Origin of the sequence: Micromonospora sp. WMMB235, assembly GCF_001855515.1 — a bacterium.
GTDB lineage: Bacteria > Actinomycetota > Actinomycetes > Mycobacteriales > Micromonosporaceae > Micromonospora > Micromonospora aurantiaca.
Map to the genome: position 1 here is coordinate 2,444,105 of NZ_MDRX01000001.1, position 12,815 is coordinate 2,456,919.

Sequence of the window (12,815 nt, forward strand, 5' to 3'; positions counted from 1 at the left end):
TCCGCCCCGCCACCCGTGCGACGGTGGCGGGGCGGAGCCGTCCTCAGCCGTCGACCGGCAGCTCCACGTCGGGCAGGTGCCCGAGCGCCCGGATCGCGGTGACCGCCGCGTACCCGTCGGCCAGCCAGGCGATGTCGGTGCCGGGGACCGCGCGGACCGCGTTCGCCTCCACAGCCGTACGCACGAACCCCTCACCGCGCTCGGCGACGGACACCTGCACCTGACCGAACGGGGCGAGTGTCGCCTGGCGCAGCCCGGCCACCTGATCGGCCGGCCGGTCCGGCACGTTGAGGTTGAGCACGGTGCCCGGATCCGCCCCGGCCAGCCACGGCAGCAGCGTCGCGGCCAGGTCGGCGGCTGTCGACCAGTGGCGGGACTCGTCGTCCACGCTGTCCAGCACCGCGATCGCCGCGCCACCGCTGCCGGCGCTCGCCGCCGCCGGAGTGAGCACGTCGAGCGACACGGCGAGCGCGCGGATGCCGTTGTTGCCGGCGGTCAGCGCCGCGCCGACGGTGCCGGAGTGCAGGACCGCGTGGCCCGCGTTGGCGCCCCGGTTGATGCCGGACAGCAGCAGGTCCGGCACCGGCCCGAACACGCCGAGCCCGGCCAGCACCGCGATGTACGCCGGGGAGGCCGCCACCGCGTACGCGGGCACACCCGGCAGCCCGTCCAGCTCGGTCTCGCGGAACACCAGCCGCCCGTCGTCGGTCACCGCCGACAGCGCCGCGCTCATCCCGCTCGCCTCGGCCTCCGGCGCCGCGACCACCACGTCCATCCCGCGTTCGTACGCCGACCGGGCCAGCGCGCGGATGCCGGGGGCGTGCACACCGTCGTCGTTGGTCACCAGCACCCGTGGCGGCCGGTCAGTCGTCATCGTCGCCGCCGTCCAGCGGGGTCAGCCGCACCCGGCCGGCCAGTTCGCGGACCGCCTCGGCCCGGCCCGTGCCCAGCCCGTGCCGGGTCACGTTCAGCGCGCCCGCGGCGGCGCCGATGTGCAGCGCCTCCCGCATGTCCCCGCCCCGGGCCAGCACCGCGGCGACCCCGGCGGTCATCGAGTCACCGGCGCCCCGGTGGTCGGCCAGCTCCAGCGGCGGGGCGTGCACCAGCAGCGGCTCGCCGTCCTCCGGCAGCGCCAGCGCGGGCTCCCCCGCGCGGCTGATCAGCACCGTCCGCGCGCCCCGCTCCTGGCACCGGCGGCCGGCGTCGCGCAGCGCCTCGACGCTGTCGTCCTTGGCCAGGCCGTCGTCGAGCAGCTCCTCGTGGCTGACCTTCAGCACGCTCACGCCGCCGTCGAGCACCGCCTCCAGGTACGGCCCGGACAGGTCGGCCACCACCTTGCCGCCGTTGGCGCCGAGGTCGGCGGCGAGCCGGCGGTAGATGTCCGGGTCCACCACCTGCGGGTCGGCCGGCCCGCTGAGCACGCTGACCGGCGCGCGCAGCCCTTCGGTGAGCGTCACCGTGTACAGCTCGTCGATGTCGTGCCGCACCATCGGCGCCCCCGGGTGCTCGGCGATCTCGGTCCGCTCGCCGTCGCGCCGGTCGTGCACGTACCAGCCGGTGCCGGACTCCCGCCGCACCGTCCGGACCGTGACGTCCTCGTCGTCGAGCAGCTTGCGGACCGCGTCGCCCACCTCGCCGCCGAGACCCACGCACATGGTCACCGGTACGCCGAGCGCCGCGATCATCCGGGTCTGCCACACCCCCTGCCCGCCGGGGTGCAGGTGCAGCTCGGGTACGTCGCCCTGCTGCTCGATCGTCACCGTCAACAGCGGGGCCGGGGCGAACACCATCACCTTCTGCTCCATCCGCCAGTGTTGCCCGCTGAGCGGCCCCGGTAATCCCCCAGGTCAGCGCGTACGCGCGGCGGTGCGCCGACGCCGCAGGTACGGCAGCGCGAACAGGTAGAGGCCGCTGATCAGGAGCAGGGCGAGCGGGAGCAGCGGCACGTAGGAGACCCACACGATCGGGTCCTTCTGGGCCAGCGCCACGAAGGTGATCACGACGGTCACGGTGAAGGCGACGGAGAACCAGCGGTGCAGCTGACGGATGCGCGTGTCCATGGACGGTGACCTCTCGCCGGTGGCCTCCCCGGCGGGGAGGCCCGTGCCGGAAACGCTAGGTCCGGGCGCCCGCCCGAGGCTTCTCGATTCCTGACCGGTCCGCGCATTCCTGACCGGTCCACCCTGCCGCCGCGCCGCGCACGGGACGGTTTGCCGGGCAGCCCTACCCTGCCGACAACAGCAGCCGATGCCACGGGGGCAGGCATGCAGATCATCGAACACAGCGTCCTCGGCACCCGGTCCGCCGTGCTCCGTCTACGCCGTCCCGGCAGCCGGTTGGAGTTCCTGGTGTTCCCGATGCTCCACGTGGCGAGCCCGGCGTTCTACGCGGCGGTCACGAAGCGGCTCCGGGAATGCGACCTGCTCGTCGTCGAGGGCGTCAGCGGCCGGTCCGCGGTCGGCTCGGCGTTGACACTCACCTACCGGGCCATGCCGGCCAACCGGCGCTCCGGCCTGGTGACAGACCCCATCCCGTACGCGTCTCTCGGCGTCGAGGTGCTCAACCCGGACGTGTCGGCGGCGGAGTTCGCCCAGGGCTGGCGGGCGATGCCGCTGCGGTACCGCCTCCAGATGTGGCTGGTGATCCCGGTCGTGACCGTGATCCAGTTCTTCGGCGGCACCCGGCGGCTGCTCTCGCCCGAGATCGAGATGAGCGACCTGCCGTCGGCCACCGACGAGCGGTACGCCGACCACGAGTTCACCGAGCACGCCGAGCGCGCGTTCGGCGGCGAACGCGACGAGCGGCTGCTCGCCGCGTTGTCCGAGCTGATCCGTGCCCGGTCGGCGGAACGCATCGACGTGGCTGTCGTGTACGGCGCCGGGCACGTGCCTGCGATCGTGCGCGGGCTCTTCGAGCTGCACGGATACCGTCCCCGCGCCGCCGAATGGCTGACCGTCCTGGAGCGGTGAACAGAGCGCTCAGGCGGCGTCGGAGCGCCGGATGAACCCGGCAACGGCGAGCGCGCTGATCATGGTCGCCACGGCCGCGGCGAGCACCAGAAGGGTGGTCTCCACCTGCACCGTACGCATGTATTCGCCGCCCTCGGCGGTGGCCGACGCGTAGCGCACGGCCGCCAGCGGGTTGAGCAGCACCGCGGCGATACCGGCGGTCCACGCCCTCGCCGGAAGCCGCTCGTCGTCGGGGCGGACGGTCCGCCGGACGGCCCACCGGCCGAGAGCCGCGAACGTGACGAGCAGCGTGACCGGCAGCAGCCAGAGCACGGCGGGCAGCAGGTCACGCAGGGGCACCACGGCGTCGAGCAGCTCCACCAGGAAACCGGAGCCGTCGTGGGTCACCAGGCCGATCCGGTGGCTGTAGGCCGCGAGCGCGACAAGCGTGCAGCCGATGTGGACGGCGATCAGGGCGACGAGGGCGAACAGTGGGGCGCGGCGGGCGGACACCGGGCCGAGGTTACCGCCCGCCGAGCCCCGACGGTGGACCGTCGCGCGCCGGGGCGGTCAGACGCCCAGGGCCAGGTCGGCCACCTCGGCGGCGCAGCCCCAGGACAGCGTCACCCCGGCGCCGCCGTGCCCGTACGCGTGCACCAGCCGCACGTCCGCCGCGTCCACCTCCACCCGGGGGCCGCCGTGCCGGGCCGGCCGCAGCCCGATCCGCTCCCCCAGCACCGGCGCGTCCGCGAGCTGCGGCACCAGCGCCACGCACCGGCGCCGGATCGCCGCCGCCTCCTCCGGGTCGGGGCGGGTGTGTCCCACCCCGGCCTCGTAGGTGCCGCCGAGCACCACGTCGTGGCGGCGCGGATGCACGTACGTGACGCCCGCCGGGTCGTCCTCGTCGCGTACCGAGACGGTCAGGCCCGGGTTCGCCACCAGCAGGACGTGCCCGCGCGCCGGGTACACGGCCGGGTCGGCGGCGAGCCGGCCGGCGGCCAGGCCGGTCGCGTTCACCACGACCGGGGCGACCTCGTACGCCTCGGCGAGCGTACCCAGCGCGCGGCCGACGATCCGGCCGCCGCCCGCCTCCAGGCGCTGCCGGAGCCAGGCGAGGTACGGGGTCATCTCCACCGACGGGGCGGTGAACCGCAGCAGCGCGGTGTACGGCGGCTCCGCCGGCTCGGCCGTCAGGTCGCCGCAGGCGTCGGCCCACCAGGGCGGCCCGGCGTAGCGGTGGCGCAACCACATCCGGGTGGGCCGGTCGACCACCCCCGGCACCCCGTCGGCCGCCTGGCGGCGCAGCTCGGCGTGGGTGTCCCGGGCCCAGCACAGCACCCGGGGATCCTCCTCGGTGTGGCTCGGGTACCAGACCGCGGCGGCCACCGTCGACACCGTGTCGGCCGGGTCGTGGGCGGTCAGGACGGTGACGTGTGCGCCCCGCCGCTGGAGCGTGAGCGCGGTCGTCATCCCGATCACCCCGCCGCCGACCACCACCACGTCCGCCTTCGTCATGACGCCCATGATGGCGCAGGCCCCGGACGCACGACCGGAGCGGGCGGGCCGCCCAGGGAGGCGACCCGCCCGGCGGGCGTCAGCCCTTCTGGCCGACCCGGTCCACGACGGCGACGGACAGCACCGCGGACGTGCCCGCCTCCCCGCCCACGCCGAGGAACGCGTACGTCCGCGGGTCGAACACCAGCACCATCAGAGCTGGACTGCGCCCCGGGGAGGGCCAGCGGACGCCCACACCGGAGCGGCCCGCGCCGTCGGTGGCCTTCTCCACCACCTCCAGGCCCGGCGTCGCGGCGGCGGCCTCGAAGAGCGCGGCCCGCGAGCGCGGCCTCAGGTACGAGTCGCCGAGCAGGGACAGCACGTCCTTGGCGGCGGCGTTGACGTCACCGGGCTCGCCGCTGCGGTGCTTGTCCAGGTAGGCGCGCATCGCTGTGGCGTCGGTGGGCACGGCCGGGTCGTAGGCCGGGCTCGGCACGCACGGTTCGGTGCCCGGCAGGAGCTGCCCGCCCTTGTACATCTTCGCGCGGCCGTCCCGGCAGCCGGGGAGCACGAACTCCTGGCGGCCGCCCGCCGGGTGCTCGACGACCAGGCCGTCCCTCGTCCCGTCCACCGACGCCCAGCTCTCCCGCAGCTGCGGACCGTCCTGCATCCGGGTGTAGACGAACTGGTCGGGCCGGGGCTCGACGTCCGGCAGCCGCAACGCCGCCGCCGCCGCGTCGCGCAGCACCTGCCGGGCGTCGGCCCGGGCGGCCGGCGCGCTGCCGCCGATCCGGTCCGGCGCCAGCACCAGCACCGCGGCCAGCGACGCCGCCACCGACGCCGTCGCGACGCCGGTGAGGACCAGCCGCCAGGCCGGCCGTCGCGCCCGCCGAACCGGCTCGGCCACCGTCGTGGTCATCGCGCCGACCAGCCGGGTACGCGCGGCGCCGAGTCGTTCGTCCGCCGGCAGCTCGGTCTCGTCGCCGAGCCGCTGGAGCAGTCTCATCTCATCCATTACTCAGTACCTCCTCGATGGTGTCGGCCGGTTCGCCGCCGAGCCGTTCCCGCAGCAGGCGGCGCGCCCGGTTCAGCCGGGACCGCACGGTGCCGACCGGGATGGCCAGCGCGGCAGCGACCTCCTCGTACGTCAGGTCCTCCCAGGCGACGAGCAGCAGCACGTCGCGGTCGCCGTCGGCGAGCCCGGCCAGCGCGTCGAGCAGGTGCCGGCGCAGCGACCGCGCGGTCACCTCGGCGGCTACCCGGTCGGCGGGGGACGCCTCGGACGTCGCCGGGTGGTACGCCTGCCGCAGCCGGTACTCCCGTTCCTCGGTGCGCCGCTGCTGGGCGACGAGGTTGGTGGCGATCCCGTACAGCCACGGGCGGGCGTTCGGGCAGCCGGTGTCGAACCGGTCCCGGCGCCGGAACGCGGCGAGGAACGTCTCCGCGACCAGGTCGTCGGCTGCCGCGGAGCCGAGGCGGCGCGCCAGGTAGCGGTGGATGTGCGGCGCGTGCCGGTCGAAGATCGCGGCGAAGGTCTCCGGTTCCCGTACGGACCGGGCGACGACCTCGGCGTCGGTGAGCGCGCCGACGTCGACATCCTTCGCCCGTCTCAGTCTTCTCATGCGCGGCCTCTCGGCGAGTGGGGACGTGTCACCTGTTGTCCGCTGCTCGCGTCCGGACGGTTCACGCCCGTGACGGTAGGCCGGTCGGACGGTCCGTCGTGGACCGCGCGGTCGTACGGGGCGGAATCGCTTTGTCCCTCTCGGTTACGCTCGTGGCGTTTGGCCTTGGGGAGGGCTCATGAGTGCGGATCCTTCGATGAGCGGCGACTTCACCCGCATGCTCGACGCGACGATGGCGGCACTTCGGACGGTGGGTCCGCCGCCGGAGGGTGAGGCGGAGACGCCCGCGGTGGGCGAGGCCGCCGACGGGCAGGTACGCGCCGAGATGGGCCGGGACGGCCGGCTCCACTCGCTGCACGTCGAGCCGCGGCTGATGCGGCTCGGCTCCGACGAGCTGACCGCCCACATCGTCACCGCCGTCAACGCGGCGATCGACGGGCTGCGCGCCGGCCCGGCCCCGCAGGTCGCGGACATGTCGCAGTTGCGGGAGCAGTTGCAGGAGGTACGGGACACGGCCGTACCCCGGCTCGGGTCGTTCCTCGACGCGCTCACCGAGGCGCAGGAACGGCTGGCGCGCGGCGGGCAGCGATGAGCGGCGGCGGCTTCGAGGTGCACCCGCCGCTGATCCGGGCCGCCGGGCGCGGCGTCACCGACGTGGCCAAGCGGTTCACCGGCGAGCTGGAGGCGTTCGAGGCGCGGATGCAGGGCTACGGCGAGCCGTGGGGCGCCGACGACATCGGGTCGCTGATCGGCATCGCGTACACCGAGGTGGCGAACTACATCTTCGACTGCCTCGGCATGGCCGCCGACGAGTTCACCTCGGCGGGCGCCGACATCGCGGGGATGGCCGACTCGTACGAGCGGGTCGACGAGGACGGCGCGGGCACCATGCGCTCGCTGGCCGGCGGGCTGGGGTGAACCGTGGGACTGCAACTACCCGGTGAGCTGGTCACCGCGCTCGGCTGGATCGGCTACACCTGGCCGGCCGCCGACGAGGAGAAGCTCTTCGAGATGGGCCAGGCGTGGCTGGAGTTCGGCGGCCGGATCGGGGCGGCGGCCGGCGAGGCGGACGCGGCCGCCGCGCAGGTGTGGACGCAGAACGTCGGCCCGGCGATCGCGGCGTTCCAGAAGTGGTGGGGCGGCGAGCAGAACGGGCCGCTCGTGCTGCACGACAGCATGCCCGCGGCGATGCTGCTGGGCGCCGGGCTGATCATCTGCGCGGCGATCGTGCTGGCGCTGAAGATCGCGGTGATCGTGCAGCTCGCCATCCTCGCGTTCCAGGTCGCCCAGGCGATCGCCACCGCCGTGGTCACGTTCGGCGCTTCGCTGGCCGAGATCCCGATCTTCCAGATCATCACCCGGGAGATCGTCGGCGCGCTCATCGACCAGGTCATCGGGAGACTGCTCGATGCCTAGCCCGAGGCGCGGCCGGGGCGCCGCCGCGAAACCGGCCGCCGGCAAGATCGTCCGCAAGGCGGTCGAGAAGCTGGAGAAGCCGATCGTCCGGGTCACCGGACCGAACCGGAGCCTGCCCACCAAGGTGGTCCGGGTGGAGCGCCGCGACTTCCACGCCACCGCCCAGTTCCGGCGCAAGATGGCCGCGCTGAAGAAGCTCAGCGACGAGGGCAAGCTCTACAAGGCCACCAACCCGGTGCAGCGCGACAAGAGCATCACCGACGGCTACAAGGACCGGATCCGGCAGAAGATCTGGGACAAGTACTGGCCGCACGACAAGGACCTCGCCAACCGGCTCAGTCAACGGCTCAGCGACTACCATCCCGACCACGTATGGGAACTGCAGCTCGGCGGGCCGGACACCGTCGACAACCTCAAGCTGCTGCATGGTAGAACCAACACGGACATCGGCTCCCAGATCTGGGGGCAGATCCAGAATCTGCCGGACGGAACCCCGATCCGAATAGAGGTAGTGGATTGACTTCCGATCTCGCGCAGCTTCTCGACGAACTCCGCGCCGACCTGGCCGCGGACGAGCCGGCGAGTCTCGCGTACGCGCAGATCGGCGCGCCCGCCGACGACGGTGACGTGCCGGCGGAGCTGCCGGCCGGCCTGCGTGATCTGCTGCTCGCCGCCGACGGCCTGCGGGCCGGGGCGTTCGAGCTGGCCTCGGCCGGCCGGCTCGCCGGGGTGCAGTACTTCCTCGACTACGCGCCCGACTTCTCCCCCATCCCGCAGGACAAGACCGGCTGGCTGGTCGTCGGCACGCGCAGCGACGAGCCGATCTTCGTGGAGCGGGCGACCGGCGCGGTGTGGTACTTCCCGCCGACCGGCACCGAGTGGTTCATGGGCGACGCGTTCGAGGAACTGGCGCCCGACCTCGACTCGTTCGTGCACTACTACGTGCTCGGCCCCGGCTACGCCGAGCTGGTCACCGACGACGACGCGTGGTACGCGTTCCTCGACCGGCAGGGCCTGCTCGACGACGCGGACGAGGTCGACGAGGACGAGGCGCAGCCGTGACCGTGACCCGGGAGCAGCTCACCGCGCTGTGGGGTGAGCGGGGCGTCATCTACTTCCCCGACCAGCGTTTCGACGCGATCCTCGGGCCGCTCGGGCCGGAGGTGTTCCCGCCCGACGGTGCGCTGCCGGTCGAGGTGCCGATCCTGTTCACGGTCGACGTCTCGGTCCCCGACGTCGAGCTGTTCTCCACGCTGTCGATCGAGCTGGGCGACCAGGGCCCCCGCCCGTACGTCGTGCTCGGCGCCTCGCCGGAGGACCCGGCGCTGCTGTTCTGCCTGGACGCGGGCACCGGCGCGGTGATCCTGCTCGACCTGGAGACGCCGAACCTGGAGACGGTGAACAGCACGTTCGCCGCGTTCGTGGAATTCCTCTACCGGCTCGGGCAGCTCATCGCCACCGACCCGGGCGGGCGGGAACGGGCCGCACGGGCGGCGGCGATCCGCGACGACCTGCGCCCGGTCGACCCGGTGGCGTTCGCGGAGCCGGAGTCGTGGTGGAACATGGCCTTCGACGAGCTGGAGTCGACCGCCTGACGTCAACCGGCCGCCGGCGCGGGCACCGCCGGTGCGGCGCGGTCCGCGCCGGTCAGCCCGGCGACGAGCAGCAGGTACGCGGCCAGCTCCACCACCGCCGTGAGCGCCGTCATCGGTTGCGGCATCGCGATCGTGGGTGTGATGGCGTACCAGGCGAACAGGGCGGTGCCGTCGGCCGAGACCGGCAGGCGCACGGCCTCGATGGCCGCGTCGAGCAGCGGCAACGCGAGCACCGCCAGCAGTGCCGCGCCGGTCGCGGCGAGCCGCCGGCCCCGTCCGGCCAGCAGCGCGGCGAGCGCCAGCGCGGCGAGTGCGAGCGCCAGCGGCGGCAGCACCGCGAGGACGAGCGCGGGCACGACGTCGGCCTGGTCGTGGTACCCCGGGCTGTCCACCCGGGTCAGCGTGGTGCGGGTCTCCACGACCTGGGTACCGGCGGCGACGGCGACGCCGATGTCGGTGACCCGGACGGCCGCGTACCCGACGACGGGAGCGGCGGCGACCGCCGCGGCGATCAGGTGCCGCCGCCGGCCACGACCCCGGTACGCGAGCAGCAGCACCGCCACCGCGACAAGCGCCGCCCAGCTCCCGGCGAGCGCCGCGTCGAAGCCGGCCGTCCGGTCGACGGCGCTGTCGTCGCTGCCGTACACCGTCCAGCCGACGTCCCCGGCGCCCGGCTCGGCCGGCATGGTGCGGACCGCGTCCACGATCAGCGGTACGAGCGCCGCCGGCACCGCCCAGCGCGGCGCCGGCAGTCCGGCGGCGACGGCGTAGCCGAGCAGCAGCGCCAGGCTCAGCGCCTCCGCGCCGCGCCAGAGCGGTGCGGCCGTCAGGACGCCGACGACGTGGGCGACTGCGCACACCGCCGCCGCGAGGATCAGCAGCAGCGGGGCGCGACGCACGCGGCGGATCCTTTCACGGCATGCCGCCCGCCGCCGCCCCGTGATCGTCAGCTGCCGGCCGGCACCTGGTCCTTGACGTCGTCGTAGCCGACAGCGCCCGGCGCCGGGGCCGGGGTGTAGATCACCCGGATCACGCCGGTCGGGTACGCCTCGGTCGCGGCCACCCGCAGGTGGTACGGCGCGTCGCCCTCGTCGAACAGCCGGCGGCCCTTGCGGGCGGCGACCGGGTGCACCAGCAGCCGCAGCTCGTCCACCAGGCCCGCGGCGAGCAGTTGCTGCACCACCGAGATCGAGCCGGGGATGAGGAGGCCCTTGATGCCGGCGTCGGCCTTGAGCGCCCGTACGGCGTCCACCAGGTCGCCCTGGATCAGCTCCGAGTTGCGCCAGGAGAACTCCAGCGGCTGGCGGGACACGACGACCTTGCGCATGTCGCCGAGCTGCTTGGCGAACGGCGCGTCCTCGCCGCCGGCTGCCTCCCGGTCCGGCCAGGCGCCGGCGAAGCTGTCGTACGTCTCCCGGCCGATCAGCAGCACGTCGGAGGTGTCGTAGTCCTCGGTGACGGCGCGGCCCATGTTCTCGTCGAAGTACGGGAAGTGCCAGTCGGGGTCGATCTCGGCGACACCGTCGGCCGAGATGAACAGCGTGGAGATGACAGTGGCCATCGCGGTGCTCCTTCGCAGTGGGTTCGACGGGTTGACCGCCGCACCGTGTCAAACTCATCGGCCCGCGACGACGTCACCCGGGATCAGAACGGGAAATCCGGTGGCGCGCCCTCGCCCACCCGCCCGTCGACCGCCTCGCGGAGGAGGTCCGCGTGACCGGTGTGCCGGGCGTACTCCTCGATCATGTCGAGGAGCATCCTGCGGACGGTGGGGGTCCGGCCGTCCGGCCAGGTGAACGACGACGGCCCGGCCAGTCCACGTTCGGCGACGACGGCGTCGACCAGCCCGCGCGACCGCTGCACCGCGGCCCGCCACAGGGCGTACACGTCGTCCGGTGCGGCCTGCGCACCGAAGCGCCAGTCCCAGTCGGGTTCGGCGTCGAAGTCGACGCCGTCCCACGGCGATCCGTATGCCTGACCGGCCACCTTCACGGCCAGCCAGTCCGCCTCGACCAGGGCCATGTGCGCGATCAGGCCGCCGAGCGTCATGGTGCTGGCGGCGGTGACCGCGCGCAGGCCCGTCTCGTCGAGCCCTTCGGTCTTCCAGGCGAACGTCCGCCGGTTGCGCTCCAGGACGGCCAGCAGCGCCTCGGCCTCGCTCTCGGTGGTCGCATCGTCCATCGCCGAAGCATAGGCAGCCGGCGAAATCCATGGGGGGCGGCGACGGTCCGCCCGGTACGGTTCGCGGGACGAGACGCGAGAGGGGCGCGATGACGGAGACGACGACGCTGTGGCGTCCGACCGGCCCGCGGGAGCTCGACCTCGTCCGCGCCTCCGGCTGGCGGGCCTGGCCGCCGCGGCTGCCGGACCAGCCGGTCTGACCGGCGCCGGGCGGGTGGTCGCGCCCGCCCGGCACCGCCGCCGGTGGGTCAGGCCGGGGTGAGGACGCAGAACTCGTTGCCCTCCGGGTCGACCAGCACGCGCCACGGGATGTCGGCCCCGCCCAGGTCCGCGTCGGTGGCGCCGAGGGACCGCAGGCGGGCGGTCTCGGCGTCCAGGTCGTCCGACGCGTACGGGCGGACGTCGAGGTGGACACGGTTCCATCCGGTCTTCGCGTCGGTGCTGCGAGCGAACCGCAGGTACGGCCCGACGCCCTTGGCGGAGCGCAGCACGGCCTGCTGGTCGGTCACCTCGTGCACGGTCCAGTCGGTGGCCCGGCTCCAGAAGCCAGCCATGGCCCGGGGATCGGCGCAGTCGACCACCACCTCGGCGATCGGCCCGGTGTCCGCGTGCCGCGGGTTCGGCTCCCGTACGCAGAACTCGTTGCCCTCCGGGTCCGCCAGGACCGTCCACGGCGCGTCGCCCTGGCCCACGTCGGCGGGGGTGGCGCCGAGCGCGGTCAGGCGCGCGACCAGCTCCGCGTGGTGCGCGGCCGAGGTGGTCGCGAGGTCGACGTGGACGCGGTTCTTCGCCGTCTTCGGTTCGGCGGAGACGACGAGGTCGACGTAGAGGAAGCGGGGGTCCGGGTAGGTGAAGCCCTCGGGTTCGAGGTTCGTCACGCCGGGGGCCTCGCTGGAGATCTCCCAGCCGAGCACCTTCGCCCAGAAGCCGCCGAGCGCCACCTCGTCGTGGGCCTTCATGTTGATCTGCACGAGCCGCGTTGCCATGGCCGCGATGCTAGGGCCTGGGCCGTGCCGGCGTGGTCCCGGCAGGTGATCAGGAATCGAGAAGCGCACCGTGACCGCCGCGCCATAGCGTTGTCCTCGGGCGGTCGGCACCACGCGGACCGCGAGCCACGAGGGGGAATCGAGATGTCCGACGGGTTCAGCGCCGAGGAACGCGCCGCGATGAAGGAGCGCGCGGCCGAGCTGCGCGCCGAGGGCAAGAAGGGCGCCAAGAAGGCCGACGACCTCCAGGCCGTGCTCGACCGGATCGCGCAGATGGCGCCGGAGGACCGCGAGCTGGCCGAGCGCGTGCACATGACGATCACCTCCGCCGCGCCGGAGCTGTCGCCGAAGACCTGGTACGGCATGCCCGCGTACGCCAACGCGGCCGGCAAGATCGTCGTGTTCTTCCAGGATGCGGGGAAGTTCAAGTACCGCTACTCGACGCTGGGCTTCCAGGAGGCGGCGAACCTCGACGACGGCGACATGTGGCCGGCGTCGTTCGCGCTGGTGAAGTGGAGCCCGGAGGTGGAGAAGAAGATCACCGAGCTGGTGCGGGCCGCCGTGTCCTGACCG

The 12,815-nt window shown here is 73.8% G+C and carries 19 protein-coding genes and 1 pseudogene; 9 read left to right on the top strand and 11 right to left on the bottom strand.

Annotation, left to right across the window (positions count from 1 at the left end; translation table 11 throughout):
* Positions 1 to 43: 43 nt before the first annotated feature.
* Genes surE through BFV98_RS09910 form a run of 3 tightly spaced genes read right to left on the bottom strand, consistent with a single transcriptional unit; the run spans position 44 to position 2,060 of the window.
* Complete coding sequence (gene surE, locus BFV98_RS09900) at positions 44 to 874, bottom strand: 5'/3'-nucleotidase SurE (RefSeq protein WP_071095956.1); 831 nt, start codon at positions 872 to 874, stop codon at positions 44 to 46.
* Complete coding sequence (locus BFV98_RS09905; protein ID WP_030270785.1) at positions 864 to 1,805, bottom strand: 1-phosphofructokinase family hexose kinase; 942 nt, start codon at positions 1,803 to 1,805, stop codon at positions 864 to 866. Before BFV98_RS09905 ends, surE begins: the two co-directional genes overlap by 11 nt.
* A 42-nt stretch (positions 1,806 to 1,847) precedes the next feature.
* Positions 1,848 to 2,060 (bottom strand): hypothetical protein, encoded by a 213-nt coding sequence (locus tag BFV98_RS09910; protein ID WP_013285200.1) that lies wholly within the window; start codon positions 2,058 to 2,060, stop codon positions 1,848 to 1,850.
* A 204-nt stretch (positions 2,061 to 2,264) separates the two neighbouring features.
* Here BFV98_RS09910 and BFV98_RS09915 point away from each other — a divergent pair, with 204 nt between their 5' ends.
* Entirely contained in the window at positions 2,265 to 2,969 is a 705-nt protein-coding gene (locus tag BFV98_RS09915) for a hypothetical protein (RefSeq protein WP_071095958.1), read from the top strand.
* A 9-nt stretch (positions 2,970 to 2,978) separates the two neighbouring features.
* Here BFV98_RS09915 and BFV98_RS09920 read toward each other — a convergent pair whose 3' ends face one another.
* The 4 genes from BFV98_RS09920 to BFV98_RS09935 form a co-directional block, all read right to left on the bottom strand.
* Positions 2,979 to 3,461 (bottom strand): hypothetical protein, encoded by a 483-nt coding sequence (locus BFV98_RS09920; RefSeq protein ID WP_071095960.1) that lies wholly within the window; start codon positions 3,459 to 3,461, stop codon positions 2,979 to 2,981.
* A 57-nt stretch (positions 3,462 to 3,518) separates the two neighbouring features.
* Complete coding sequence (locus tag BFV98_RS09925) at positions 3,519 to 4,472, bottom strand: FAD-dependent oxidoreductase (RefSeq protein WP_071095963.1); 954 nt, start codon at positions 4,470 to 4,472, stop codon at positions 3,519 to 3,521.
* 70 nt (positions 4,473 to 4,542) lie between these two features.
* Positions 4,543 to 5,457, bottom strand: a complete 915-nt coding sequence (locus BFV98_RS09930) for a CU044_5270 family protein (RefSeq protein WP_071095964.1) — start codon at positions 5,455 to 5,457, stop codon at positions 4,543 to 4,545.
* On the bottom strand, positions 5,450 to 6,064 hold the full coding sequence (locus tag BFV98_RS09935) for an RNA polymerase sigma factor (RefSeq protein ID WP_036342409.1): 615 nt from the start codon (positions 6,062 to 6,064) through the stop codon (positions 5,450 to 5,452). The genes BFV98_RS09930 and BFV98_RS09935 overlap by 8 nt, the downstream gene beginning before the upstream one ends.
* Before the next feature lie 178 nt (positions 6,065 to 6,242).
* Between BFV98_RS09935 and BFV98_RS09940 the strand changes: the two genes are divergently transcribed.
* The 6 genes from BFV98_RS09940 to BFV98_RS09965 are packed head-to-tail and all read left to right on the top strand — an operon-like array spanning position 6,243 to position 9,075.
* Positions 6,243 to 6,656: a YbaB/EbfC family nucleoid-associated protein gene (locus BFV98_RS09940; RefSeq protein WP_013474681.1), complete on the top strand. Its 414-nt coding sequence runs from the start codon at positions 6,243 to 6,245 to the stop codon at positions 6,654 to 6,656.
* On the top strand, positions 6,653 to 6,982 hold the full coding sequence (locus BFV98_RS09945; protein ID WP_013474680.1) for a hypothetical protein: 330 nt from the start codon (positions 6,653 to 6,655) through the stop codon (positions 6,980 to 6,982). The genes BFV98_RS09940 and BFV98_RS09945 overlap by 4 nt, the downstream gene beginning before the upstream one ends.
* 3 nt (positions 6,983 to 6,985) lie before the next feature.
* Positions 6,986 to 7,480, top strand: a complete 495-nt coding sequence (locus tag BFV98_RS09950) for a hypothetical protein (RefSeq protein ID WP_013285192.1) — start codon at positions 6,986 to 6,988, stop codon at positions 7,478 to 7,480.
* Entirely contained in the window at positions 7,473 to 8,000 is a 528-nt protein-coding gene (locus BFV98_RS09955; RefSeq protein WP_013285191.1) for a hypothetical protein, read from the top strand. Before BFV98_RS09950 ends, BFV98_RS09955 begins: the two co-directional genes overlap by 8 nt.
* Positions 7,997 to 8,542, top strand: a complete 546-nt coding sequence (locus tag BFV98_RS09960) for an SUKH-4 family immunity protein (RefSeq protein WP_013474679.1) — start codon at positions 7,997 to 7,999, stop codon at positions 8,540 to 8,542. The genes BFV98_RS09955 and BFV98_RS09960 overlap by 4 nt, the downstream gene beginning before the upstream one ends.
* Positions 8,539 to 9,075: an SUKH-4 family immunity protein gene (locus tag BFV98_RS09965; protein WP_013285189.1), complete on the top strand. Its 537-nt coding sequence runs from the start codon at positions 8,539 to 8,541 to the stop codon at positions 9,073 to 9,075. Before BFV98_RS09960 ends, BFV98_RS09965 begins: the two co-directional genes overlap by 4 nt.
* Positions 9,076 to 9,077: 2 nt before the next feature.
* Here BFV98_RS09965 and BFV98_RS09970 read toward each other — a convergent pair whose 3' ends face one another.
* From BFV98_RS09970 to BFV98_RS09980, 3 genes are all read right to left on the bottom strand, one after another.
* Entirely contained in the window at positions 9,078 to 9,974 is an 897-nt protein-coding gene (locus tag BFV98_RS09970) for a hypothetical protein (RefSeq protein WP_071095966.1), read from the bottom strand.
* Positions 9,975 to 10,021: 47 nt separating this feature from the next.
* Entirely contained in the window at positions 10,022 to 10,636 is a 615-nt protein-coding gene (locus BFV98_RS09975) for a dihydrofolate reductase family protein (protein ID WP_071095968.1), read from the bottom strand.
* A gap of 83 nt (positions 10,637 to 10,719) precedes the next feature.
* Positions 10,720 to 11,256 carry a DinB family protein gene (locus BFV98_RS09980; RefSeq protein WP_071095970.1) on the bottom strand — a complete coding sequence of 179 codons (537 nt, stop codon included), beginning with the start codon at positions 11,254 to 11,256 and terminating at the stop codon, positions 10,720 to 10,722.
* 89 nt (positions 11,257 to 11,345) lie between these two features.
* Here BFV98_RS09980 and BFV98_RS31415 point away from each other — a divergent pair.
* Positions 11,346 to 11,453 (top strand): annotated as a pseudogene (locus tag BFV98_RS31415) (ADP-ribosylation/crystallin J1); the annotation flags it as partial.
* Between the two features lie 51 nt (positions 11,454 to 11,504).
* Here BFV98_RS31415 and BFV98_RS09985 read toward each other — a convergent pair.
* Positions 11,505 to 12,242: a VOC family protein gene (locus tag BFV98_RS09985; RefSeq protein WP_071095973.1), complete on the bottom strand. Its 738-nt coding sequence runs from the start codon at positions 12,240 to 12,242 to the stop codon at positions 11,505 to 11,507.
* Between the two features lie 144 nt (positions 12,243 to 12,386).
* Between BFV98_RS09985 and BFV98_RS09990 the strand changes: the two genes are divergently transcribed.
* The gene (locus BFV98_RS09990; RefSeq protein ID WP_013285184.1) at positions 12,387 to 12,812 is read left to right on the top strand and encodes an iron chaperone; all 426 of its coding nucleotides are present in this window, start codon (positions 12,387 to 12,389) and stop codon (positions 12,810 to 12,812) included.
* The last annotated feature ends 3 nt before the right edge of the window (positions 12,813 to 12,815 follow it).

What these genes read in the sequence shown, in the direction of transcription:
- surE (WP_071095956.1), bottom strand. Translation starts at nt 874, where the DNA reads ATGACGACTGACCGGCCGCCACGGGTGCTGGTGACCAACGACGACGGT.
- BFV98_RS09925 (WP_071095963.1), bottom strand. Translation starts at nt 4,472, where the DNA reads ATGGGCGTCATGACGAAGGCGGACGTGGTGGTGGTCGGCGGCGGGGTG.
- BFV98_RS09990 (WP_013285184.1), top strand. Translation starts at nt 12,387, where the DNA reads ATGTCCGACGGGTTCAGCGCCGAGGAACGCGCCGCGATGAAGGAGCGC.
- BFV98_RS09915 (WP_071095958.1), top strand. Translation starts at nt 2,265, where the DNA reads ATGCAGATCATCGAACACAGCGTCCTCGGCACCCGGTCCGCCGTGCTC.
- BFV98_RS09980 (WP_071095970.1), bottom strand. Translation starts at nt 11,256, where the DNA reads ATGGACGATGCGACCACCGAGAGCGAGGCCGAGGCGCTGCTGGCCGTC.
- BFV98_RS09985 (WP_071095973.1), bottom strand. Translation starts at nt 12,242, where the DNA reads ATGGCAACGCGGCTCGTGCAGATCAACATGAAGGCCCACGACGAGGTG.
- BFV98_RS09930 (WP_071095964.1), bottom strand. Translation starts at nt 5,457, where the DNA reads ATGGATGAGATGAGACTGCTCCAGCGGCTCGGCGACGAGACCGAGCTG.
- BFV98_RS09940 (WP_013474681.1), top strand. Translation starts at nt 6,243, where the DNA reads ATGAGTGCGGATCCTTCGATGAGCGGCGACTTCACCCGCATGCTCGAC.
- BFV98_RS09945 (WP_013474680.1), top strand. Translation starts at nt 6,653, where the DNA reads ATGAGCGGCGGCGGCTTCGAGGTGCACCCGCCGCTGATCCGGGCCGCC.
- BFV98_RS09910 (WP_013285200.1), bottom strand. Translation starts at nt 2,060, where the DNA reads ATGGACACGCGCATCCGTCAGCTGCACCGCTGGTTCTCCGTCGCCTTC.
- BFV98_RS09935 (WP_036342409.1), bottom strand. Translation starts at nt 6,064, where the DNA reads ATGAGAAGACTGAGACGGGCGAAGGATGTCGACGTCGGCGCGCTCACC.
- BFV98_RS09975 (WP_071095968.1), bottom strand. Translation starts at nt 10,636, where the DNA reads ATGGCCACTGTCATCTCCACGCTGTTCATCTCGGCCGACGGTGTCGCC.
- BFV98_RS09905 (WP_030270785.1), bottom strand. Translation starts at nt 1,805, where the DNA reads ATGGAGCAGAAGGTGATGGTGTTCGCCCCGGCCCCGCTGTTGACGGTG.
- BFV98_RS09955 (WP_013285191.1), top strand. Translation starts at nt 7,473, where the DNA reads ATGCCTAGCCCGAGGCGCGGCCGGGGCGCCGCCGCGAAACCGGCCGCC.